This is a genomic window from Acidobacteriota bacterium, assembly GCA_039030395.1.
Lineage (GTDB): Bacteria > Acidobacteriota > Thermoanaerobaculia > Multivoradales > JBCCEF01 > JBCCEF01.
Genome location: JBCCEF010000001.1, coordinates 1 through 22,570, shown reverse-complemented (window position 1 = coordinate 22,570; position 22,570 = coordinate 1). Strand labels below are relative to the sequence as shown.

General features: G+C 66.4%; 19 protein-coding genes. 15 read left to right on the top strand and 4 right to left on the bottom strand.

Going from position 1 to position 22,570, the window contains the following annotated elements; genetic code table 11:
- Positions 1 to 30 precede the first annotated feature (30 nt).
- The 12 genes from AAF481_00095 (at position 31) to AAF481_00040 (ending at position 13,899) form a co-directional block, all read left to right on the top strand.
- Positions 31 to 462 carry a DUF1844 domain-containing protein gene (locus AAF481_00095; GenBank protein ID MEM7479543.1) on the top strand — a complete coding sequence of 144 codons (432 nt, stop codon included), beginning with the start codon at positions 31 to 33 and terminating at the stop codon, positions 460 to 462.
- Positions 463 to 647: 185 nt separating this feature from the next.
- Positions 648 to 2,399, top strand: a complete 1,752-nt coding sequence (locus AAF481_00090; protein ID MEM7479542.1) for a tetratricopeptide repeat protein — start codon at positions 648 to 650, stop codon at positions 2,397 to 2,399.
- 17 nt (positions 2,400 to 2,416) lie between these two features.
- Positions 2,417 to 3,985: a DUF4388 domain-containing protein gene (locus AAF481_00085; protein MEM7479541.1), complete on the top strand. Its 1,569-nt coding sequence runs from the start codon at positions 2,417 to 2,419 to the stop codon at positions 3,983 to 3,985.
- A 400-nt stretch (positions 3,986 to 4,385) separates the two neighbouring features.
- Positions 4,386 to 6,305, top strand: a complete 1,920-nt coding sequence (gene dnaK, locus AAF481_00080; protein ID MEM7479540.1) for a molecular chaperone DnaK — start codon at positions 4,386 to 4,388, stop codon at positions 6,303 to 6,305.
- Positions 6,306 to 6,421: 116 nt separating this feature from the next.
- Positions 6,422 to 6,826, top strand: coding sequence for a helix-turn-helix transcriptional regulator (locus tag AAF481_00075; protein ID MEM7479539.1), 405 nt, complete (start codon positions 6,422 to 6,424; stop codon positions 6,824 to 6,826).
- Between the two features lie 38 nt (positions 6,827 to 6,864).
- Positions 6,865 to 7,647 (top strand): ATP-binding protein, encoded by a 783-nt coding sequence (locus AAF481_00070; protein MEM7479538.1) that lies wholly within the window; start codon positions 6,865 to 6,867, stop codon positions 7,645 to 7,647.
- 10 nt (positions 7,648 to 7,657) lie between these two features.
- Positions 7,658 to 8,629: a hypothetical protein gene (locus tag AAF481_00065; GenBank protein MEM7479537.1), complete on the top strand. Its 972-nt coding sequence runs from the start codon at positions 7,658 to 7,660 to the stop codon at positions 8,627 to 8,629.
- Positions 8,626 to 10,905, top strand: a complete 2,280-nt coding sequence (locus AAF481_00060) for a SpoIID/LytB domain-containing protein (GenBank protein ID MEM7479536.1) — start codon at positions 8,626 to 8,628, stop codon at positions 10,903 to 10,905. The genes AAF481_00065 and AAF481_00060 overlap by 4 nt, the downstream gene beginning before the upstream one ends.
- A 69-nt stretch (positions 10,906 to 10,974) precedes the next feature.
- Entirely contained in the window at positions 10,975 to 12,153 is a 1,179-nt protein-coding gene (locus tag AAF481_00055) for an acyl-CoA dehydrogenase family protein (GenBank protein MEM7479535.1), read from the top strand.
- The gene (gene meaB, locus AAF481_00050) at positions 12,153 to 13,160 is read left to right on the top strand and encodes a methylmalonyl Co-A mutase-associated GTPase MeaB (GenBank protein ID MEM7479534.1); all 1,008 of its coding nucleotides are present in this window, start codon (positions 12,153 to 12,155) and stop codon (positions 13,158 to 13,160) included. The genes AAF481_00055 and meaB overlap by 1 nt, the downstream gene beginning before the upstream one ends.
- Positions 13,157 to 13,561: a methylmalonyl-CoA epimerase gene (mce, locus tag AAF481_00045; GenBank protein MEM7479533.1), complete on the top strand. Its 405-nt coding sequence runs from the start codon at positions 13,157 to 13,159 to the stop codon at positions 13,559 to 13,561. Before meaB ends, mce begins: the two co-directional genes overlap by 4 nt.
- A complete protein-coding gene (locus AAF481_00040; GenBank protein MEM7479532.1) occupies positions 13,558 to 13,899 on the top strand; it encodes a hypothetical protein in 342 nt (113 codons plus the stop codon). The genes mce and AAF481_00040 overlap by 4 nt, the downstream gene beginning before the upstream one ends.
- 71 nt (positions 13,900 to 13,970) lie before the next feature.
- Here the strand turns inward: AAF481_00040 and AAF481_00035 are convergent, their stop codons facing one another.
- Both AAF481_00035 and AAF481_00030 read right to left on the bottom strand, forming a co-directional pair.
- On the bottom strand, positions 13,971 to 14,309 hold the full coding sequence (locus AAF481_00035; GenBank protein MEM7479531.1) for an STAS domain-containing protein: 339 nt from the start codon (positions 14,307 to 14,309) through the stop codon (positions 13,971 to 13,973).
- Positions 14,310 to 14,610: 301 nt separating this feature from the next.
- Positions 14,611 to 15,759: a pyridoxal phosphate-dependent aminotransferase gene (locus AAF481_00030; GenBank protein ID MEM7479530.1), complete on the bottom strand. Its 1,149-nt coding sequence runs from the start codon at positions 15,757 to 15,759 to the stop codon at positions 14,611 to 14,613.
- Between the two features lie 161 nt (positions 15,760 to 15,920).
- Here AAF481_00030 and AAF481_00025 point away from each other — a divergent pair, with 161 nt between their 5' ends.
- Entirely contained in the window at positions 15,921 to 16,205 is a 285-nt protein-coding gene (locus AAF481_00025; GenBank protein MEM7479529.1) for a hypothetical protein, read from the top strand.
- Between the two features lie 204 nt (positions 16,206 to 16,409).
- Here AAF481_00025 and AAF481_00020 read toward each other — a convergent pair whose 3' ends face one another.
- Together AAF481_00020 and AAF481_00015 are read right to left on the bottom strand one after the other, a co-directional pair.
- On the bottom strand, positions 16,410 to 17,732 hold the full coding sequence (locus tag AAF481_00020) for a hypothetical protein (protein MEM7479528.1): 1,323 nt from the start codon (positions 17,730 to 17,732) through the stop codon (positions 16,410 to 16,412).
- Between the two features lie 110 nt (positions 17,733 to 17,842).
- Positions 17,843 to 18,226, bottom strand: coding sequence for a hypothetical protein (locus AAF481_00015; protein MEM7479527.1), 384 nt, complete (start codon positions 18,224 to 18,226; stop codon positions 17,843 to 17,845).
- Between the two features lie 143 nt (positions 18,227 to 18,369).
- Between AAF481_00015 and AAF481_00010 the strand changes: the two genes are divergently transcribed.
- Positions 18,370 to 19,341, top strand: a complete 972-nt coding sequence (locus tag AAF481_00010) for a pyridoxal-phosphate dependent enzyme (protein ID MEM7479526.1) — start codon at positions 18,370 to 18,372, stop codon at positions 19,339 to 19,341.
- A 105-nt stretch (positions 19,342 to 19,446) separates the two neighbouring features.
- Positions 19,447 to 22,401: a VWA domain-containing protein gene (locus AAF481_00005; GenBank protein ID MEM7479525.1), complete on the top strand. Its 2,955-nt coding sequence runs from the start codon at positions 19,447 to 19,449 to the stop codon at positions 22,399 to 22,401.
- Positions 22,402 to 22,570 lie beyond the last annotated feature (169 nt).

Below are 22,570 nucleotides of genomic sequence, written 5' to 3'. Positions count from 1 at the left end.
GACGGCGAGATTAAGGTTACGGATAAGCGGATGTTCACCCCAGATGGGGAATTGCGCGAGGAATACCGATCCCTGGAGCGGGCCGAGCCGGCGCCGGCTCGGCCCGACGAGAGCGCGGCGTCCGAGGTGAGCGCGCCTCCCGCGGAGCCGGTCGAGGCGGCGGCACCGGTCGCGGGCGAGGCGGAGTCCGGCAGCCCCGAGATCGAGCGCACCGACCCGGCGGAGACGCAGGCCTTCATGGAGCTGGTGGCGATGCTCGCCGAGCCGGCGGCGATGTTTCTCGGCGATATGCCGCTGCCGGACGGGCGGGTGACCCAGAACCTCGAAATGGCCCGCATGCACATCGATCTTCTCGAAGTGCTCGCCAAGAAGACCCGCGGCAACCTCAATTTGCAGGAAAAGTCCGCGTTGGAAGATGTGCAGTACCGCCTGCGCTCACGCTTCGTCGAGAAACAGGGGTAGCTAGCCTGCCTTTCTCACCCAGCCACCTACTGCGAGGTCGTATGCCACTGAATCTGCTGCGTTATCCGCGGAACCTGCTCTTCGACGTACTGCGAGTACTCCTTCATCGCAGAACCCGCGGATGCCTTGCATCTCCAGCGACCTACGGCCTCTCGCTACGGTCGCTGGTGAGAAAGGCAGGCTAGTTGCGTCCTGCTCTTCGGATCGCCATGGCGGCGGTCGTGCTGGCAGGAATCGCCTCGGCCGGAGCCGTTCCGGCGGCCGAGGCCCAGGATCAGGTGCGCCGGGTGGGAGGCATCGAACTGCCGCTGGGGGCGCAGGACAATCTCATTCAGCTTCGAGAACGCTGGAGTCGCTGGGAGGCCGCCTTCGACCAGGGGCAGGGCCACGTTGCCGAACAGTCTGTCGAGGTGCTCCTGGAGACCGCCCGCAACCTCGGTTTCGAGCGTTTGCCGGATCTTTCCATCGCCGCCTCCGCACGGGCCGTCGAGGCGGCGCATCGAGGGCAGTTCGAGCGCGCCGAACTGGCCTTGAATTCCGCCGAGAAGTTCGATCCCGGTCGCCCGGAGACAGCTTTTGCCAGCGCCGTCGTTCACCGCGCGGCGGGACGTTCCTGGGCGGCCTTGACCGCGTCCTTCGGCGGCTACCTGCGCGCTTGGCGCCTGCCGACGGAGCGGCGGGTGATGTGGCTGAACGTCGAATTCGTGGTACTCGCCTCGCTGCTCCTCGCTGGTGCGCTGTTTCTAGCCTTGCAAATGGCCACCAAGGGGGGGTCGCTGTTTGCCGATGTGGTCAAACGGTGGGTACGCTGGTTGCCGTCGGCGCTGGCCTATCCGTTGGCCGCTCTGTGTTTGCTGTGGCCCCTCGCTTTGCCCCAGGGCCTGCTCTGGTTGGCGGTCTACTGGTCGGTGCTGCTGTGGGGATACGGTTCCGCCAGCGAACGGGTGGTGCTGGTGATCCTCTGGCTGCTCCTGGGCGTTTCGCCGCTGCTGCTGGAAGGGCAGCGCGCCCGCCTCGGGGTGGCCCTTTCGCCGCCCGCTCGGGCCCTCGATCAACTCACTGCCGGCCGCCTCTACGGTGAGCTTTTCAGCGACCTGGGGGGCCTCCCCTCGCTATTCCCGGAGGAGCCGGCGGTGGAGCATTTGCTGGGCGACCTGCACCGTCGCCTCGGCTACTGGCCGGCCGCCCGCAGCCTGTACGAACAGCTCGACGAGGGCGACTCGGGGTTCCCCGCGGTGCAGATCAACCTCGGCGTATTCCACTTCCAGCAGGAGAAATACTCCGATGCGGTGCGCTACTTCCAGCGTGCCTCGCAGGCCGATCCACAGAACGCCAAGGCTTTCTTCAACCTCAGCCAGGCCTATTCCGAGGAGTACCACTTCAGTGAGTCGAGCGCTGCCCTGTCGCGGGCACAGGATCTCGACCGGCGGCAGGTCGGGCGGTGGCTGGCGGAGGCCGAGCAGGGGCAGGTTCGCTCGACCGACGAGGGCATCGGCCGGGCGCCGGAAATCCGGGACCAACTGGTCGCTTTGCAGCGTAGCGACACCCTGGCCTCGCGCCTCAGCGCGGCCCGCCGGTGGCTGACCCTGGCGCTGGCCGGCGGGGTGTTCCTCGCCGCCCTGGCGCTTCACCTGCTGCGCCGCCGCTTCGGCTACGCCAGCCCGTCGCTGTCGGACGTCGGCGGCGGCTGGGCGGACCGGGTGGTGCGCTTCCTCGTGCCGGGCTTCTTCTCGGCGGAGGTCGGCTACGGGCTGCGCGCCTACCTCACTCTCCTCGTACCGACGACGCTGGTGATGATCCCGCTGTCGCGTTACTTCGCCTATCCGGTGCCCTTCGGGGTAGATCCCGGGCGGCAACTGGTGTGGACCCTGTGTGTCGCCGGTTGGGTCGTGTTCTACGGCCTGCGCCTGGCGATGGAGGTCCGAAACCCCGCCTGAGGGCGGAGGAAGAGGCCATGACCGTCGAAGGCACCCTCGATGTTTTCAACCTGCCGGAGATCCTCCAGTTGGTGGCTCAGCAGCGCAAGACCGGCATTTTGACGGTCCAGGGCGAGAGCAACATCGTGGCGATCTCCTTTCTGCAGGGGGATGTGGTGGCGGCGGACGCCCTTGACCGGACCGTCGAGGCCGGCCTGCGGGAGGTGCTGGTGCGGGACGGCATCGCGACCGCCGAGGCGCTCGAGAGCGTGGAACTGGGCGAAGGTGAGATGCGGCCGATGGATCGCTGGGTGGAGCACGGGGTGGTGACCCGGGAGCAGGTGCTGGCCGGCTTGCGCAAGCAGACCTTCAGCGTGCTGCAAGGACTGCTCGGTTGGACCCGCGGCGACTTCAAGTTCTACTCCGGCGACGAAGTCTCCTTCGAAGAGGGACTGCGGCCGATCTCCATCGAGGAACTCTTGGTGCGCTCGATCGCCGACGAAGAGCCGGCGGATGTACCCGACAAAATGTTCGAGTACGAGGGCTCCTACCGGCAGGTGCCACGCCTCGGCCTGGAGGTTCGGGAGCGGGTGCCGCGGGTGCCCTCGCCGGAAGAGATCCCCGGCGTCCTCTACCTGTTGCCGGACGAGCGCGAGGTACTCGAGCACCTGGATCGGCCGCGCAGCGTGGCGGCGCTCAGCGCCGCCACCGGCCGTGACGAAAACAGTGTCCGGCTGGCGCTCTTCCGGGTGCTCGAGATGGAGGTGGTGGAAACCCACGAGGAGCCCGACGAGGTAGCCTCGCTGTTCGATGTGCCGGCGGCCGAGGCTAGCGATTCCTTGGGCGAGGACGGTTCCCTCGCCGAGCCGCCGGATCCGCGCGAGGCGACCGCCGCTGACCCCGGCGAGGACACCTTGCCCCATCTGCTGCCGGTGGCCGACGCTGAGGATTCGGTGGCCGAGGCGACCGCTGCAGAGGGGCGGCTCGACGTCTCTTCCGAGGTCGAGGAGCTAGGCGGCGAGGCACTGGACGATACGGATCTGGAGTTCGACCTTCCGCTACCCGGGGACCTGGATGCGACCGGCGTCAAGGCGGATCTGCCGGAAGCGGACCTCGACCTCACCCTCACCGGCGTCAAAGCGCCGCCGCGCCGCCGGTTTCGCGGTCTGGAAGGATGGGTGGGCCGTAGCCTGGGGCTGCTGCTGGCGGTGCTCTTCCTGCTCGCTCTGGCGGACTCCCCGCTGCGCCTCTTCGCTCCCCTCGACGATCAGCGGGAAGAGCGCGCCGTGCAGGCGAATGCCCGTCTCGGAGCGGCCGCCGTCAAGCTGGACCGCGCTTTGAAGACCTCCTATCTGCTCTCCGGGGCGTTCCCGGCCAACGCCGCGATTCCCATCGCCGGCGGCCTCGTCCACCCGGCGGACCTCGAATCCGGAGGCGGCCTGCGGGTGTTGTGGCAGGTCACCGACAGCGGCTACGACCTGACCCTCGCCGGCACCGCCGGTGGCCCCGCCTCTACCGAATCGGTGGTCGAAAACTTCTATCTCGATCCGGCCTTCGTGGCGCTATCGGACAACGGCGCCACTGTCCCGCTGGTACTCCTCGATTAGCAGGGGGGCTGCGCCCCTTCACCGCCAAGAAGTGCCATTCTTTGCGGCATTTCCCCATCTTCGGCGGCTGATGTCGCCGCCTCGCCTGTCGGATTGGAAGCGATCTGCTCTGGTCGCAGACCGCTTTCATGCACCGTCGATCTCAATTCCTGAACGCGGAAACCTTCGGGTCATGACGACCGTCAGAAACGCTTCTCCGGTCGCCTCTCCCCGCGGCCTGGAATAAATCTAAGTCTATTTTTGTCATATTGAGTGAAACGTGCGCTTGACAGTCGCACACTAAGGTCTTATCGTTGGATCCACGGCGGGCTTCGGTCTTTCCTCGATGCAGGCTAGGGGGCGAGTTCGAGATTCCGCGGTTTCGTTGAAGAATTCAGCAGGAAACAGGAGCAAGCAACCTATGAGCAAGATCATTGGCATTGACCTCGGCACCACCAACAGCGTGGTGGCCGTGATGGAAGGCACCGAAGCCAAGGTGATCCCCAACGCCGAAGGCAACCGCACCACCCCTTCGGTGGTGGCCTTCGCCAAGGACGGTGAGCGACTGGTGGGCCAGGTGGCGAAGCGCCAGGCGGTGACCAACCCCACCAAAACGATTTTCTCCATCAAGCGCTTCATGGGCCGCCGGTTCGAGGAGGTCAACGAAGAGCAGAAGATGGTTCCCTACGCAGTCGAGGCGTCGGAGAACGGCGGCGTTCGGGTGATCGTGGACGACAAGCGTTTCTCGCCGCCGGAGATCTCGGCGATGACCCTCGGCAAGCTCAAGCAGGCGGCTGAGGATTATTTGGGCGAGAAGGTCGAGAAAGCGGTGATCACCGTGCCGGCCTACTTCAATGACTCGCAGCGGCAGGCCACCAAGGACGCCGGCAAGATCGCCGGCCTGCAGGTGGAGCGGTTGGTCAACGAGCCGACCGCCGCGGCGCTCGCCTACGGCCTCGACAAGAAGACCGACCAGACCATTGCCGTCTATGACTTCGGCGGCGGTACCTTCGACATCTCGATCCTCGAGGTGGGCGAGGGTGTGGTCGAGGTGAAGTCGACCAACGGCGACACCCATCTGGGCGGCGACAACATCGACCAACGGATCATCGAGTGGCTGCTGGAGGAGTTCAAGAAGGACCAGGGCGTCGACTTGGCGCAGGACGCGATGGCCCTGCAGCGCCTCAAGGAGGCGGCGGAGAAGGCGAAGATCGAGCTGTCGAGCGCTCAGTCGACGGAGATCAATCTGCCGTTCATCACCGCCGATGCGTCCGGTCCGAAGCACATGAACCTGACCCTCTCCCGCCCCAAGCTGGAGCAGCTCGTCGAGCCGATCATCCAGCGTTCGGCGGATCCCTGCCGCCAGGCCTTGAAGGACGCCGGCTTGAAGGCGGATGAGATCGACGAGGTGGTGCTGGTCGGTGGCCAGACCCGCATGCCGGCGATTCAGCAGTTGGTCACCGAGGTGTTCGGCAAAGAGCCCAACAAGGGCGTCAACCCGGACGAGGTGGTCTCGATCGGTGCCGCTATCCAGGGCGGCGTGCTGCGCGGCGACGTGACGGACGTGCTGCTCTTGGACGTGACCCCGCTGTCGTTGGGCATCGAAACCCTGGGCGGCGTGTTCACCAAGCTGATCGAGCGCAACACGACCATTCCGTCGCGCAAGAGCGAGACCTTCTCGACGGCGGCGGACAACCAGACCTCCGTCGAGGTCCACGTTCTGCAGGGCGAGCGCGAGATGGCGGCGGACAACCGCACCCTCGGGCGCTTCCACCTGGTGGGCATTCCGGCGGCTCCGCGGGGCATGCCGCAGATCGAGGTGACCTTCGACATCGACGCCAACGGCATCGTCAACGTGTCGGCGAAGGATCTCGGCACCGGCAAGGAGCAGAAGATCACCATCACCGCGTCGAGCGGCCTCGACGACAAGGAAATCGAGAAGATGGTGGGCGAGGCGGAGTCGCACCGCGACGAAGACCAGGCCCGGCGCCAGCAGATCGAAGCCCGTAACCGGTTGGACAGCTTGGTCTACGCCACGCAGAAGACCTACGACGAGAACAAAGAGAAGCTCGGCGCCGAAGAAAAGGGCGTGATCGAGTCGGCCCTGGAAGAGGGCAAGAAAGCCCTCGACGGCGAGGACGCGGCGGCCATCGAAGCGGCCGCGACCAACCTCGAGCAGGCCAGCCACAAGATCGCCGAGGCGATGTACAAACAGCAGGCCGAAGCGGCCGGTGCCCCGGAGGGCGCCGAGGCCGGTGCTGACGGCGCGGACGGTGCCGCCGAAGCGGACGACGACGTGGTCGATGCGGAGTTCGTCGACGTCGACGAGAAGGCCGGCTGAGGCGGGACCCGGAGCCGGCGGCGCGGAGCTAGCTTTTCGCGCCGCCGGACTTCTTTTTCTCGACACCGTTTTTCATCGAGGCTCCCGCTGGGGGCCTCTCCATCGAAGGAAGAACCATGGCCCGTCCAGGCAAGTCCGGCTACGTGATGATCAGCGTCGTGGCGGAGCGCTTCGGCATCCACCCGCAGACCCTGCGTCTCTACGAGCGGGAAGGGTTGATCACTCCTCACCGCAGCTCCGGCAATACCCGCCTCTATGACGAGCGCTCGCTCGATCGCCTGGAGACGATTCTGAATCTCACCCGGGAGATGGGAGTGAACCTCGCCGGCGTCGAGGTGATCCTCCACATGAAGGAGCAGCTCGAACGCCTGCAAAGCAAGCTCGAGCAGCTCGGTGCCCAGGTGCAGCAGGAAAACAGCGATCGCCGCGCTGGAATCCATCGCACCCATGCCCTGGTGCGAATCCGCAGCGGTCCGCCGGCCACCGTCGAGCGCAAGGCGAAGGACGGCTCGGACGAGTAGAGACGGAAGGGCTGAACATCTCTGCTACGATCGCCGCCATGGTCGCCAGCGGAACCACAGCGGATCCGTGTGCCGAATGCGGCGGCCGGGGCTGGCTCTTTACCACCGAAGGCGGGGTTCGCAAGGCCCGCCCGTGCCCGTGCCGGGAGCGTGATCTGGCCGAGCGCCGGCTAGCGTCGGCACACATTCCGGACCGCTATCGCGGCTGCAACCTCGACAACTTCCAGGTTCAATTGGCGGGCGAAGGCCCGGAACTCCAGGGCGCCCTTTCCCTCTGTCGGCAGTACCGCGATAGCTTCCTCACCCTCGACGGCAAGCTGCGCGAGTCCGGTCTGCTGTTCGTCGGTCCGCCGGGGGTGGGCAAGACCCACCTGGCGACAGCTCTCCTGCGCGATCTGATCCAGCGCTTCCGGGTCACCGGCCGGTTCGTCGATTTCACCTCTCTGATTCACCAGATCCAGTCCACCTTCGACCCCGGTTCGCCGGAGTCGAAACGGCAGGTGCTGGATCCGGTGGTCGGCGCGGAGTTGCTGGTGCTCGATGAGCTCGGAGCCCAGAAGCCCACCCCTTGGGTGACGGATATCCTGTACCTGATCATCAACACCCGCTACACCGAACGGCGGCCGACGCTCTTTACTACCAACTACCGGATCGACGAAGGCGGTGCGGGGGAAGGGGCGTCGTCCTTCGGCCAGCTCTCCTCACGCATTCCGCCGATGCTGGTGAGCCGTCTGTACGAGATGGCGCAGCCGGTGGTGCTGTCGGCGGTGGGCGACTTTCGTCGCGAGTTCAAGGTCCACCAGCACCGCCTCGATCCATGAGCTGCGCATCGTGAGTCCGGGGCACCCTCTTGGTGCCTGCGCCGCCCGGGGTGCCTGGGCGCTGCGGGCGAATCCGCGGCTGGTGGCGGTGACGGTGCTCGAGTCGCTGCTGGTCGGCGGGCTGACGGTGATGGGCGCCCTGCTTCCGATCTTCGCTTTGCTCGGCACTCACTCCCTGAGCGACCTGGCCGCCCTCGGCCAGATCCGCGATGTCGAGATGGCGGCGGATTTCTACCTGGCCATCGGCAGTCACTTCTCCGCCGAGCGCGTCCTCAAGGGGAGTCTCGGGGCGATCGCCTTGTGGAGTGTGGCGACTCTCCTGTGGGTCTATCTAGAGGGTGTTCGCTGGGGAGGCGTGGCCGCCGCCGACGCCCGGGGCCAGCACCGCTGTCGGGGGTCCTTCGAAGTGGCTTCCTGGACCGCCCTCCTCGGCTGGGGGCGCCGTTATTTCGGCCGCTTTTTTCTCTTTCTGAACGGCTACGCCGTGGTGATCTCCCTTGTCGTACTGGCGGCCGTGCTGTGTCTCGCCTGGGCGGTGCGCGGCGGCGCGGTGGGCAAGGTGCTGGGCGCGGCGGGCATCTTGCTGATGATTCTGCTGTCCTTCCTCTTACACCTCGGCTTCGGTGTTGGGAGGGCCCTCCTCGCACGTCCCGGCGGCACTATGACGAACGCCTCTCGCGGCGCTGTGCAGGTGCTCCGCCATCGACCTCTGGCGGTCGCGGGATTGGCCGTGGTGGCGGTGGGGGCCAGCTTGACGGTCAGCGCTCTGGTGAGCGCCGGGACCGAGATCGTCAGGCTCTTCGGGGCGGAATTTGGGATGGCCGGGTGGATTCTTCAGATGCTCGCTCAGATCGTCCTCGGTTCCTGCATCGCCGTCTGGCACGGCGGTGCTTTGGCGGCGCTGTCGGCGTGGGCCGCTTCGGGGGCGATGCCGGCGGCCAAGATCAGCCGGGCAGGAGTCGCCGTGGGGGAGGCCTCTTGACGCCTCGCTTACGCTGCCTTTTGCCGTGGGCGTTCCTCGCCGGGGTTCTGGTGGTGTTCTTGTCCTGTGCCCGCACCGTCCCGGAACCTCTGACGCCGGTGGCTCCTCAGCCGGCCGAGGCGGTGAGGGAAGAAGCCGCCAGGTCGGTGGATCGGCGCACCGAACCGTCGCCGCCGCTGCCGCCGACCTCCCTCCCGGCCCCCGGTCCGACCGCCGGTCCTCTCGCCGGCCTCGAAGCGCCGCTGACCCTACGCGTCGGACTGGCGAGCGATCTCGATCGGCTGGCCTTGCCCTGCTGTGAGGCCGGTTGGCGGATCGCCGGTGGCGGCGAACGCCTGGCGCTGGACCGGTCGCTCGAGGTGCGTCCGGCGGCGGATGCTTCGGCGCCGCCGGTTTTCCGCCTCCAGGTGGCGGCGCTGCGCGACGAGGGGCAAGCGGCGGAACTCGCCGGCGACCTGGCACAGCGCATCGGCGCGCCGGCGGATCATGCCTTCGACGCCAACACCGGTCTCTACCGGGTGCGGTTGGGGCGCTTTGCGGAGCGGGCCGAGGCGGACGGGGCGCGCCGCCGTTGGGCTGCGCGGGCGGATCTCACCGGAGCCTGGGTGGTGAGCGAGGGCGGGGTCCTGCGGCAACCGGCCCTCAGGGTGACGGCCGGGAATGAGGATCGATTGCGAGTCCCCGGCCGCTGGCTGGTGATCGAACCGTCCGAAGAGGCCGCCGGGAGTGCTGGAATCGCCTTTGACGGCGGGCGCTACCGCGGCCGCTTGGCGGTGTACCTGAACGATCGCGGCAGCCTCAACGTGGTCAACGAGCTCGAGCTCGAGGACTACCTGCGCGGCGTGGTGCCCGGGGAGATGGGGCCGGAACTCTACAACCGCCTGGAAGCCCTCAAGGCGCAGACGGTGGCCGCTCGCACCTACGCTCTGCGCAACCTTGGCGAGTTCGAGCGCGAGGGCTACGACATCTGCTCCACGCCGCGCTGCCAGGTGTACCGGGGCATGACCGTCGAGCACCCATTGTCCGATCGGGCGATCGCCGAGACCGCCGGTCAGGTGTTGATTTCCGATGGCGACCTGGTGGACGCCCGCTACAGTTCCACCTGTGGTGGTCACACGGAAGACGTCGACAAGGTCTTTCCCCTCGAAAGCTATCGATACCTTCGCGGGGTTCCCTGCGTCGAAGCCGGCGGCCGGGAACTGAACGGTGCTCTGCCGTCCGGGCAGGTCTACCCGGACGCCTTGAGCCGGCAACTGATCGCCGCGCCCGCCGGCTCCCGCGCCCTGGAGCGTCGCCTGGAGGCGCTAGCGCGGCAGGCGAAGATCGCCATCCCGCGCGCTCGGCTGGATTCACTACAGCGCGCCGAAGTGCGGCGTTTCGTCCTCGCCCTGCTCGATCTCCTGCTCGATCCCCGCACCGAGATGGCGCTACCGGATCTGGTGGCGCGGCCGCCGGCCGAGTGGAGCGCCGTGGAGCGGCGGCGGGCGGCGGCGCTGCTGGCGAGCGGTCTGTGGAATGGAGAGGACGGCGAGAGCCTTTCTCCTTCCGAGGTCGAGACGGTGGTCTGGTCGGTCGCTAGGGTCACCGGTCTAGTGGAGATCGTGAGCGGTATCCACCACACCCTGGAGGGCCGCCGCTGGACGGTGCGGACGGCCACCGGCGAATCCGTACTCGAGTTGCCGCGCGACGTCGCCACCTTCAGACGCCGTGGTTCGGAACTCCGCTCCGGCGGCGTTTCCCTGTGGCCTGGAGATCCGGTCCAGTGGGTGCGTTTTGGCGGCCGCCCGGTGGCGGTGCTCCAGGCCGTCGACGGGAGGACCTTTCGACTGCCCGCCAACCGCTGGCGCTCCTGGACGCGCTTTCGTTCGGATCACCGGTTGGCGAAACGGGTGGAGGAGCGCTATCCAGGCCTCGGATTCAGCGGCTTCGAGGTGTTGGAGACCGGGGTGTCCGGCCGGGTGTCGCGCCTCCGGCTGCGCGGCACCGAGAACCGTCAGGAAGAGGTCACCGGTCTCGCCGTGCGCTGGACCCTCGATCTGCCGGATACGCTGTTCACCGTCCGGCGCACCCGCTCCAGGAACGGCGAGCCCGGGTACTTGTTCTCCGGCGGCGGGCTGGGGCACGGCGTGGGCATGTGCCAGAACGGGGCCTTCGCCATGGCGCTGCGCGACCTGACCTACCGGCAGATCCTCGATCACTACTACACCGGTGTGAGCCTAGCGAAGGCGCGCGGCAGGCGGTCTTCGCCGTTGCGGGACTCGGCTCCCGCGCGATAGCATTCTGCCAGCCATTAACCTGCCGCGCGGCTCCGCGCGCACTGTCCACCCTCCCATTCCCGAGGTGCTATGAACGCCGTGGCCGAAGACTCTCCGACGATCGATTTTTCTCTCACCTCCGAGCAGCGGGCGATTCGTGACGCGGCGCGGGATTTTGCCCGCAAGGAAATCGATCCGCTGGTCGAGGAGATCGACGAGGCGCAGAAATTTCCGAGGGAACTCTTCGCCAAGGCCGGTGAACTGGGCTTTCTGGGAATCCTGTTCCCGGAGGAGTTGGGAGGGGCGGACCTCGGCTACGTCGAGTATGTCCTGATCCTCAATGAGATCGGCAAGGTGGATCCCTCCGTCGCCCTGAGCGTGGCGGCTCACAATTCGCTCTGCACCAATCACATCTTCAAGTACGGCACCGAAGAGCAGCGCCGGCGCTGGGTGACGCCGCTCGCCTCCGGCGAGAAAATCGGCGCCTGGAGCCTGACCGAACCGGACGCCGGATCCGATGCCGCCGGAACCCGCACCAAGGCCGAGCGGGTAGACGGCGGCTGGGTCTTGAACGGCGCCAAGACCTTCACCACCCACGGTTCCGTCGGCGATGTGTGCGTGGTCTTTGCGGTGACCGACCCGGACGCCGGTCGCCATCGCAATGTCTCGGCCTTTGTAGTGGAGCACGCGATGGAGGGCTTCCGCCCCGGCAAGAAGGAGAACAAGCTCGGTTGCCGCGCCTCGGACACCGCCGAGGTGGTGATGGAGAACTGCTTCGTGCCGGACGACTACCTGCTCGGCGAGGAGGGCACCGGTTTCCAGCAGGCCCTGGGCATTCTCGACGGTGGGCGCATCTCGATCGCCGCCCTCGGCCTGTCGATCGCCAATGGCTCCTTCGAGGCGGCGCGGGAGTATGCCAAGGAGCGTGAGCAGTTCGGCAAGGCGATCAGCCAGTTCCAGGCGATCCGCTTCTACTTCGCCGAGATGGCGACTCGCATCGCCGCCGCCGAGGCGCTGACCCTGCGGGCGGCAGTAGCGATGGATCGCGGCGAGCGGGTGACCAAGTTGTCTGCCGAGGCCAAGCTCTACACCAGCGAAACGGCGGTTTTTTGCTCCGAACGCGGGGTACAGATTCACGGCGGTTACGGCTTCATCAAAGACTATCGGGCGGAGAAGTACTTCCGCGACTCGAAGATCTGCACCATCGGCGAGGGTACCAGCGAGATCCAGCGTTTGGTGATCGCTCGCCAGCTTCTCAAAGGCGCTTGATGTCGGAGCCCTCCGCCGGGGTGGCCCCACGGCGCCGCGAACTACCCCTCGAAGATCTGCTGGCCGGCCTGCGCGAGCGGAGAACGCGTTTCGTCGCCCGGGCCGTCTCGCGGGTGGAGAACGGCGGTGCCGGCCAGCGTGAACTGGTCGAACGCATTGCCCCGCTCACCGGTCGCGCTCGAGTGGTCGGTTTCACTGGCCCGCCGGGGGCCGGCAAGTCCACCTTGGTGGATCGCTTCGCTCGGCTGTGTCGGGAACGCGACGAGACCGTCGGTGTGCTGGCGGTCGATCCATCGAGCCCATACACCGGCGGCGCGATCTTGGGCGATCGCATCCGCATGCAGTCCCTTTACCTAGACTCCGGTGCCTACATTCGGTCGATGGCGACCCGCGGCGCGATGGGCGGGCTGGCGCGTGCGACCCACGACGCCATCGACGTGCTCGATGCCGCCGGTTTCGACTGGGTGCTGGTGGAGACCGTCGGCGTCGGCCAGGACGAGGTGGACATTGTTCGTAGCGTCGATACGGTGGTGGTGATCACGCTGCCGGGGCTGGGAGACGATATCCAGGCGATCAAGGCCGGCATCATGGAGATTGCCGATGTCTTCGTGATCAACAAGGCGGACCGCGACGGCGTTCACCGCACCGCTCGCGACCTCGAGTCGATGCTCGGCCTGGCGGAGCATCATCCAGACTGGCCGCCGCCGATCTTGAAGACGATCGCTTCCCTCGGCGAGGGGGTGCCGAAGGTGCTCGAAGAAATCGAGCGCCATCGCGCCTGGCTGCACGACAGCGGCCGCCTCGAGGAGCGGCGGGAAGCGCGCCTCCGCCTGCGGGTGGAGGCCATCCTGAAACACCGCATCCTGCAGGCGGCGGACCGCCAGGTGGGTCTAACCCGTGAGGTGCATCGTGGAATGGAAGAAGGAAGCGACCCCTACCGGGTGGCGGATCGCTTGTTCGAAGGCGTGATCGATGGCGGGGTGATTCCCGGCGAGGAGGCGTCATGATTCACGGGGTCGACCACATCGGTATTGCGGTGCACTCCATCGACGAGGCGAAGGGGTTCTACCGCACCCTCGGCCTGGAGATCGAGGCGATCGAAGAGGTGCCCCAGGAGGGCGTGCGGGTGGCGATGATCGATTGCGGCAACACCCACATCGAACTCTTGGAAGCGACCTCCCCGGATTCGCCGGTAGCGAAGTTTCTGGACAGCCGCGGCCCGGGGATCCACCACCTGTGTTTGGCGTCGAGCGATGTCAAGGCCGACGATGCGGCCCTCCGTGAGCAGGGCTACCGGGTGCTGCGGCCGGAACCGACCCGCGGCGCCGGTGGCTGCTGGGTGCAGTTCGTGCACCCCAAGAGCGCCGGCGGGGTGCTGCTCGAACTGTCCGAAAAGGCATCCCCTTGATCGCGCCGGGCGACGTCATCCTGGCGCACCTGGTCAATCCCACGGAGAAATTGTGGGGTGTGCTCGGCGAACTCGGGGTGGCCGGCGTGACCCTGCGCGGCATCAACGTGTCGTCTTTCGACGATTGGGTGGTGCAGGCCGCCCGGGACGATGATCCGAGCCTGGGCTTGTCGACCATGTTCGTGCCGCTCTTCCGCATCGAGCGCATCTTCCTCGACGAGCCGGTCGGGCAGGTGGAGTCTTACTGCCAGCGCTTCGAGCGACGGGTGGGAGTGTCCGTTCTCCAGTACGTCGAAGCCGGTGGTCTGGCAACCCCGCCGGACCAGCAGCCGTCCTAGAATCTCGCTGATAGCAGGACCGAGGTGAAGGGGCGGGGCGCCCCCGGCGAGGCGGCGCCCTCAGCCGCTACTTAATTCGGGGAGAGCCGGCCGATCGCGAGCTCCTCGGAATCGAAGACCTCTAGTACACGATTCAACTGAGTGAGATGCAGGATCGAACGCACTGTGGGAGTGGGGCAGGCGAGGGCAACGTCCCCGTCTTCGGCGCGGCAGTGCTGGACGAGCACGACGAACAGCCGCAGGGCGCTTGAGTCGACGATGCGCACCTTCGAGAGATTCAGAATCAGCAGCAGCTTTCCCGAATCCACCAGCGCCGCCAGTTCGCTACGTAGCGAAGGAGTCGAAGCCGCGTCGATGTCGCCGGTGAGGGCAACGATTTCAATCGGTCCTGCAGAGCGGGTGGAAAGCATCTTTCCTCCAGGAATGCACTCGTGTCCAAACTCCCGTGGGTGACTCTTTGACCGCCGCCGGCGATCGCTTCGATCGGCTTGGGAGAACGACAGTTTTCAGCGCGCAAAGCCCATCCAGCGAAAACGACCGGTTGGCGCTGAACGTCGAGTCAGGCAACTCCGAAGAGCGAGAAACGTAGGAACGAAAGACGGCGGAGAGGAAAAAGATATATACAGCAGGCCATCATTTTATCACAAGTTCTTATTTTCGGCTCGTTCGGAGCGTTTGGGTAGTAGCCCGTCGCTCCGTCGGTCCGCGGTACTACGAGAGCATCTCTCGTAGTACCGAAACTCCCCGCTCCACGATGTCCGGTGGGGCTGAGGTGAAACACAGCCGCAGGTGTGTGGGGTACGGGCCGCAGGACGGACCCGGCGCGAGGAACAAGCCGCGGTCTGCGCAATCCTCCAGGAAGCCGAGCAGGCCTCGCTCGTCGAGGTGCTCCGCGACATCCAGAAACAGGAAGGTACCGCCAGCCGGTGGGCGCTGGCCGAGCCGTTCGGCGACACGTTGGCCGGTCGCGGCATAGCGTTCCTTCGCCTTCCGCAGCCACTCCTGGCCGCTTTCCCCGAGGGCCGCCAAGGCCGCGAGTTGCCCCGCCGTGGGACTGCTGTAGAAGGTGTGGGTCGAAATCTTTCGAACTTCGCCCATGCCGTCGGGAGGTCCCACCAGATAGCCACAGCGGTTGCCGGCCATGCCGTAGGCCTTGGAGAAGGAGTAGGCCGAGAACGTGCGCTCCGGCGCCAGGGTTCGGCAGTACACTTGCTCTCCCTGGAAGAGCAGGTCTTCATAGACTTCGTCGGACCACAGCCACCATCCACGCTGCCGGGCGAGGGCAACGATCGCTTCCATCAACTGCTTCGGGATCACCTGCCCGGTAGGGTTGTTGGGGGTGTTGAGATAGAGAGCGACGGTGCGGTCGCTCGCCGCCCCGGCGAGACGTTCCAGGACGTCGCCCGCCGGTTCAGCCGATTCGAAGAACGGCACCGCCACCGGACGACCGTGGAAGGCCCGCACGATGCCGGGAATCAGGGGCCAGTACGGGGCGAGGATCAACACTTCATCGCCGGGCTCCAAGAGGGCGCCGGCCACGGCGCCGAGAGCACCGGTCGCACCGGTGGTCAACAGCACCGACTCGCCAACCGTCGCCATCCCGGTGCGGTCCGCGACTCGTTGGGCGAGGCGGTCGACGAGCGCCGGGAGGCCATGGGGGGAAGCGTAGCGGTGCATTCCCGGATGCGCCGCCACGGTCAAGTCCTCCATGCGGGCTCCGACGGCTGGCTCCAGCCAGGTGTCTCCCACATGGAGCGGATAGGTCTCACCTTGGAAGGCAGAGATGCGGGCCGCCAGCGCTGAGAAGACCGAACTATCGAGGTCTTCCAGCACCGGGGCGTAATGGGGGTGTCTAGGCATAGGCCGAACGATAGCGCGCTTGAGGGGCGAGAGCTTTCGAAATGAAGCAGGAAACGACCGGGTCGCTACAGCTTGCCCTCTTTTCGAGCCGGCGCTCACCTTGACTTACACAGGAGCGTGGCATTTCGTCGCGGTCTGAATATTCTGCCTAGGAGGTAGTCATGCGCAAAGGTTGGTCAGTGTTCGCCGCAATCGCCTTGGTCGTCTCGTTCTCGATGGTCACCACCGTGCAGGCCCTACCGGAAACGGTGGATCGAGTTACCGCTGTGGAGCGCTCGGTCGAGCCGGCTCTGCTCGAAGGCTTGTGGAATTGGGTGAAGTCGCTCTTCGGAGCAGCCGATGCTCGACCCGCCGAAGATGCGCCCGGAGTGGCCGAAGAGCCCGGGACACAGGATCGAGGGGAGGTCGGTTCTAAGATCGATCCCTCCGGTGCGTCTGACCGCTAGGAAACTCGGTGGCAGGTGTACCTTATTAGGAGCCGTGGCTTGTTTGGCTCGTGCAGGTACGTCATCCCTGTACGAGCCGCCGCGTCGGCAGGCCCTCGACCCTTTCTTCAAAGGCCAAGCTTCAAAGGCCAGGCAAAGTGCTGCCTGTAGGCTCGACGAACTCACCGAGGAGGGGAGGCCGCGCCAGGGGAACGGCGCCGGGCCTCAGTTCGCCCGACGGAGACTGTCCACCTGATCCGCCAGTTGCCGAATGCGGCTCAGGGTTTGTGCATCGCGGGCGACGGCCTGTTGGAGCATGGCCAGGCTGGCGAGAGTTTCCGGCACCACGTCCAAGCTTTGAAAGACGATCGCCATTTCGGCCGCTAGCTCCTGCAGGTCGGAGGTCCGCCCTTGGTGGGCGTAGATCTCGGCCAGATCCAAAGAAACGAGTGCAACGTCGTGCGGCAAGTCGCGGTCCGCGAAGCGTTCCTGCAATGAGAGGAACAACTGCTCGCTCGCCTCCAGGTTGCCGAGTTGCCGTTCGATGCGTGCTTCGTTCCACTCCAGGCGGAAGAGATCCAGTTCTCTACCGCCCACTCGATAAACGGGAAGAGCCGTGCGGATCATCCGTTGAGCGGCTTCGCAGTTGCCGCTCTGCACCACCGAGTCGATCAAATTGTGAATTCCCGGTAGGAGATCTTCGAAAGCCGCTTCGGGCCCGAGCAGCCGAAGGCCTTCCCAAGCGGCGGCCAACGAGACCTCGACTTCGTCCGAGCAGATGATCGACCTCTTGAACAGGCACTGGGCCGCTGCCGGTTGGTCACCGAGCCGGCGGAACAGGCGCTCGGCTTCCGCAAGGAGTTCCAAGGCTTCCTGTTTGCGTTGCTGTTGGCTGCGCAGAGAAGCGAGGAGGTAGGCGAACTGTGCTCCAAGTCGTGGATCGGCCACTTCCAGTTCGATGAGCTGAGAAGCCAGGCCGAATGCTTTCTCGGCGGATCGCATGTCGTTCGAGATCCGGTGGGCATTGGCGACCTCCAGGAGGGCTCGCGCCTTGAGGTCCGCAAAGTCCAGGTCGTCAAGTTCGTAGGCAACGATCAAGGCCAACTCCGCCAACTGCAGGGTGGTGGCGGCATCTTGCCGACGCATCTCGACACTGCGCTCCAGGAGAAGCTGGTAAACGGCTCGGTTGTGGTAGCGCGGGGAACTGCGGATCACCATCGTCCGGCGTCCCGCCGGTAGGGAGTCGAGGTCGTCGAGCAAACGATGAGCGGCGCGCACTTCCTGCTCGACGCGCTCCACCATTCCGCTGGAACCCTTCACCAGGCGATCGAAGAGCGAATCCAGATCTTGCTCCGTCGGCGGCTCTTGGCTGGCGACCCTCAGCGCGTTGGCGGTGCGCGAGGCGCATTGCGGGCAGCCGCGGAGAAGATGCCGCACGGCGAGGCGGCGCTGCTCGCCGGTCGAGTCCCCGGCAATCATCTGGTCGATGGCCTCGGTGGGATGATCTTGCGTCGAACGCCGTTCCGGAGTCTGAGTTCGCTGGCCCATGACAGTCTTGCTCCCCTTTAGTCTTCTCGACGAAAAGTACTGAATATCCTTCAAAAAGCCGCCGGGCGGATCACCGTCGGCCAGAAAAGACTCTCACCCAAGAAAGTGACTCAGTGGGTCGAGTTGCCGTCCAAATCCGGTCCATTCGATTCCTCGACCCGCAGGGCTCGACGGGCGACTAGCTCGAAGAACCGGTTGACCGCTTCCTCGTAAACGCCCGGAGCCAACTCGCGCCCGAGGGCTTCCCTTTGGATCGGATCGGCTTTCATCAGGCCGTACACCTCGGCCGAGAAGTCCGCCGGCTCGATCCCCAGGGTCTCAAGGCACCCGAAGAGGTCTTCCAGGGTGAGGGCGATGTCGCCTGCGATCACCTCCTCCCACCAACCATCGGCCTTGGCCAGTCGCTCTTCCAGGTCGACACCGGAAAGCTCTTTTTCGGCGAGGTGGCGGCGGATCTGGTCGACCACCGACTTCGCCTCGCTTCGAACACCCATAGAGGGTTGGATGATATCGGCCCTCGCGTTGATAAGCAAGGCGTATTATTCGGGAATATTGAATTCTTCGCGAGAAACGCCTGTGCCGGGGGGCCGGATTCTCTCGCGAGCCGGTTCGGTCGTTCTCGTGTTAGAAACGGCCTATGAAGCCGGCGTCCTTTGCCTCCGAGTCCCTTCCCGATCTGGCGGACATGCGGGCGGCGGCGGTTCGAATTGCCCCCTGGGCTCACCGCACACCGGTGCTGACCTCTCGTTCTCTCAACCGTCGCTTCGGGGCGACCCTCTTTTTCAAGGCCGAGAATCTTCAGCGCGCCGGAGCCTTCAAATTTCGCGGTGCCTGTAACTCGGTGTTCTCGCTGACCGAGGGTCAAGCCGCCCGCGGAGTGCTCACCCATTCGTCCGGCAATCACGGCGCGGCTCTGGCGTTGGCGGCGCGAGAGCGCGGGATTCCTTCCTGGGTGGTGATGCCCGACGGGGCGCCTGAGGTCAAGGTGGCGGCGGTGCGCGGTTATGGCGCGACGGTGGTGGAGTGTGGCGCGACCCAAGGGGCCCGGGAAGAGGCCGCCGCCCGCCTGCAGGTAGAGACTGGAGCCTCCTTTATACATCCTTACGACGATCCCCGGGTGATCGCCGGCCAGGGAACCGCTGCCCTGGAACTGCTGGACCAGACGGCGGAACTGGACCGCATCATCGTGCCGGTGGGCGGCGGCGGTTTGCTGTCGGGCACCGCCATCGCCGTGGGGGAGTCCGCACCGGGGGTGAAGGTGTGGGCCGCAGAGCCGGCGACAGTGGACGACGCCTACCGCTCCTTCCGGGCGGGCCGGCGTGAGGCGGCCGGGCCGGGGCCTACCGTGGCCGACGGCCTCCGCACGACCCTTTCTCCTCGTACCTTTCGGGCTCTGAAGGAGCGGGTGAGCGATGTGATCCGCGTCGAGGAGCGCGACATCATCGAGGCCATGCGCTGGGCCTGGGAACGCCTGAAGACGGTCATCGAGCCCTCGGCGGCGGTTCCCTTGGCGGCGCTGCTGGCCAAGGCGCCGACCTCCGAGGAGCGGATCGGCATCGTGCTCACCGGCGGCAACGTCGACCTTCAACGGTTGCCCTGGTCCGTCTAGCTCTTGTTTCGGTCTTGTCTCCCGGCCGCGCTGCGGCCCGGCCTTTGCATGATGTTTCCCACCGATGAACTCCCCCTGTGTCAACCGACGAGGAAGCGAATTCTCATGAAGCGATGGACAGCCCGGGTGGCGATTTTGGCGTGTTTCGGATGCAGTGGGGTGGCCGCCTGGGCGATCGCCGCCAGCCGGCCGGCGGAACCGGAAACCGGCGATCTGCGGCTGGCCGTGGAGGCCTTCATGGTGGATGTCCGCGATGCCAAAGGCCGGGTGCCGGAGGCCGTAGCGCCGCGGGATCTGGCCGTTTCCGAGGACGATGAGTCCCGCGCGGTGGTTGCCGTGGAGCAGCCCGGCGAGCCGGGCTTCGAGCCCTGGCGCGTGACGGTGCTGTTCGACCTGACCACGTCCGGTGAGGGCTCCATGGCGCGTTCCGCCCGTTTGCTCGAAGAGCGCGCCCAGACGCTGACGGACCTCGGTTGGGTTGAGGTGGTGGTGGCGGATCCGGAGCCGCGGCTGATCATGCCGGCGACGCGCGATGCCCTGGATCTCGCCGGGGCCCTCGGCCGGGTTTCTTTGCTCGAGCGCGGCGCCGACCGGTTGGTGGAGCAGCGGCGGGAAGCCCTGGGCCTTTTGGAGCGGGTGACCGGCGCAGAGCGGCAACAGGTGATCGCCGAGGCGGTGCGCGAAGAAGTGAGTTTGGTCGAAGACCGGCAACGCGCCTGGTTGGGCTGGTTGTCCGCCGGCCGGCCGCGTGGTCCGCAGGCGGTGGTGTTGGTGACCGACGGCTTCGACCTGTCGCCGGAGGCAGCTTTGCGGCGACTCGCCGGTGAGGAAGTACCCGCCGGGACCGGCGAGTCCTTGTCGGTGGATGCTCTCGGCAAAGCGCTCACCGCCTATCGGTGGGTCGTCTTCCCCCTCGCCCTGCGCGGCAGTCGGGTGGAGGAGCCTTCGCGCTTCGGGGTGGTGGAGAACCCCGACAATCCGAGCGTGCCGGTGCTGGGCACCTTCCGGATCCCCGGTCGTAAGAGTCCCGCCGAACGGGCCGGTTTGGCCGAGGCGCCGGCGCCGGTGCCGCAGCGGCCGGAGGAGGCCCTCGAACGCCTGGCCTTCTTGAGCGGCGGCGAGGCGGTGATGGAGGCGGACCAGCTCGACGGTGCGCTGGAGGGTCTCGCCGGCCGGTGGCGGGTGCGCTACTCCTCGGCCCGGGAGCCGGCCAGTACCGGGAGTTCCCTGGCTGTCACCTCGACCCGTGAGGGTTGGAGCGTGCGGGCTCCGCAGTGGTCCGGCGGAGCCACGCCGGAAGCCGTGGCCGCCCTGCGCGCCGAACGTTTGCTGCTGGGCGAAGAGGTACCGGGCGATCTCGAAGTGGTAGCGGTGATCGAAACGGACGGCGCGGTGCCGCGGCTGGAAGCGCGGGTGGCGGTGGGATCGGGCGTCGATCCAGCGGCACGAGTGACCCTGGTGGCGGTGGGCGAGGCGGGCCGCCAGGTGAGCCACCGTCGCGCCGTCCCTTCCCGGTTGGAGGATCCGTCGCAGGTTCGCCTGTCGCTGCCGCTCGATCTCGAGACGACCGGCATCGACCGGGTGGCGGTGATGGTCGAGGATCTGGTGACCGGCCGCTGGGGAGGCACCCTGGCCGGCCTGGTGGTGCGCGGAGAAGAAGCCGACGAAGCGCGCGAAGCCTTTTTCGATGTCGATCTCGGGCTCCTGCCCGCTCCGCGACCGCTTCATCTGCTGCGGCCCGACGGGGGATACCTGCGCGGCCCGGTTAGCTTCGAGACGGTGGTTTCGGACCCGACCATCGAGCGGGTCGACTTTCTCCTCGACGGCAGGCGCGTGGAGCAGTCCGAGAGCGCTCCCTTCCGGGCGGTTCTGAACCTCGGCCGGCTGCCCCTGCGGCGCCTGGTCGAGGCGGTGGCCTACGATGCGGCCGGCGCTTTGGTGGCGCGGGACGAGGTCACCATCAACGCCGGTGGGGACCAGTTCGCCGTGCGGTTCACGGAACCGCTCGATCCCGATGCCCTCGGCGCGGTTTTCGATGTCGCCGCCGAGGTCGAAGTGCCCGCCGGTCAGCGCATCGAGCGGGTTGAGTTCTTCCGCGATGAAGAGAAAGTTGCAACGCTCTTTCGTCCGCCGTTCCGGCATCGCATGGCCGGCGGCGCGGCGACCCCGGGATTCGTGCGGGTCAAGGCTCGCCTCGAGAGCGGTACTGAGGTGGAGGACCTGCTGGTCCTCGGACCGGGCACGGCGGATCGGGTGGAAGTCAACCTAGTGGAGCTCTACGTGGTCGTTTCGGACCGCGCCGGCCGGCCGGTGCGGGATTTGCCGCAAGAGGTCTTCGAGGTGCGAGAAGAAGGGGCGCCGCAGGAACTGGCGGGCTTCAACAGCGCCGGCGATCTGCCGGTGACGGTGGGGCTGGCGATCGACGCTTCGGCCAGCATGTTTGCCAAGCTGCCTTCCGTGCAGGAGGCGGCGCGACAGTTTCTCGGCGGTCTCGAGGACGGTCGCGACCGGGCGTTTCTGGTGGAGTTCGACAGTCGCCCATCGCTAGCCGCCGAGCCCACCGGCGACCTCGACCGGGTGGTGACCGCCGTGGACCGCCTGGAATCCGGCGGCCAAACCTCCTTGTGGGAGTCGATTGTCTTCTCGCTGGTGCAGCTCCAGGGGGCGGGCGGCCGCAAGGCGCTGGTGGTCTACTCCGACGGTGCCGATCAGGACAAAGGCTTCGACTACCGCACCTGCCTGCGCTTCGCCCGCAAGGTGGGCATCCCGGTGTACGTCATCGTCTCCAACAACGAAGCGGTGCGAACCGATGGGATCGGCCTGCGCACCTTCGGCGACCGTCTCGATCGTCTCACCCGTTCCGTCGGCGGCAAGACCTACCTGGTGCGCTCCGGCCAGGATCTGACCGAGGTCTATCGCGAAATCGAGCGTGAACTCGCCAGCCAGTACCTCCTCACCTACTACTCCGGCGCCGGCCGCGAAGGCGGCTGGCGGGGGGTGGAGGTCGAGGTCAAGGGAAGGGGTCTATCGGCCCGGACGGTGGCCGGGTATGAACGGTGACTAGACCGCCACCTCAATCCCCAGGTGTGTGCGGAAAACCTTGGCCTGAAATCTGGCATGAGCCTCTTCTTCGCGTAGACGCAATGCTCTGAAAAGTTCTATCAATTCGAGCTCGAGGTAGAAAGAGAGGCGGGCAGACGGAGGCGGCTCGCACTGTCTCAGGGCCAGT

Bases quoted from the DNA above. Each gene is read 5' to 3' on its own strand.
- mce (MEM7479533.1), top strand. From the start codon at position 13,157: ATGATTCACGGGGTCGACCACATCGGTATTGCGGTGCACTCCATCGAC.
- AAF481_00085 (MEM7479541.1), top strand. From the start codon at position 2,417: ATGACCGTCGAAGGCACCCTCGATGTTTTCAACCTGCCGGAGATCCTC.
- AAF481_00020 (MEM7479528.1), bottom strand. From the start codon at position 17,732: ATGGGCCAGCGAACTCAGACTCCGGAACGGCGTTCGACGCAAGATCAT.
- AAF481_00025 (MEM7479529.1), top strand. From the start codon at position 15,921: ATGCGCAAAGGTTGGTCAGTGTTCGCCGCAATCGCCTTGGTCGTCTCG.
- AAF481_00030 (MEM7479530.1), bottom strand. From the start codon at position 15,759: ATGCCTAGACACCCCCATTACGCCCCGGTGCTGGAAGACCTCGATAGT.
- AAF481_00015 (MEM7479527.1), bottom strand. From the start codon at position 18,226: ATGGGTGTTCGAAGCGAGGCGAAGTCGGTGGTCGACCAGATCCGCCGC.
- AAF481_00010 (MEM7479526.1), top strand. From the start codon at position 18,370: ATGAAGCCGGCGTCCTTTGCCTCCGAGTCCCTTCCCGATCTGGCGGAC.
- AAF481_00005 (MEM7479525.1), top strand. From the start codon at position 19,447: ATGAAGCGATGGACAGCCCGGGTGGCGATTTTGGCGTGTTTCGGATGC.
- AAF481_00070 (MEM7479538.1), top strand. From the start codon at position 6,865: ATGGTCGCCAGCGGAACCACAGCGGATCCGTGTGCCGAATGCGGCGGC.
- AAF481_00075 (MEM7479539.1), top strand. From the start codon at position 6,422: ATGGCCCGTCCAGGCAAGTCCGGCTACGTGATGATCAGCGTCGTGGCG.
- AAF481_00055 (MEM7479535.1), top strand. From the start codon at position 10,975: ATGAACGCCGTGGCCGAAGACTCTCCGACGATCGATTTTTCTCTCACC.
- AAF481_00095 (MEM7479543.1), top strand. From the start codon at position 31: ATGTTCACCCCAGATGGGGAATTGCGCGAGGAATACCGATCCCTGGAG.
- dnaK (MEM7479540.1), top strand. From the start codon at position 4,386: ATGAGCAAGATCATTGGCATTGACCTCGGCACCACCAACAGCGTGGTG.
- meaB (MEM7479534.1), top strand. From the start codon at position 12,153: ATGTCGGAGCCCTCCGCCGGGGTGGCCCCACGGCGCCGCGAACTACCC.
- AAF481_00035 (MEM7479531.1), bottom strand. From the start codon at position 14,309: ATGCTTTCCACCCGCTCTGCAGGACCGATTGAAATCGTTGCCCTCACC.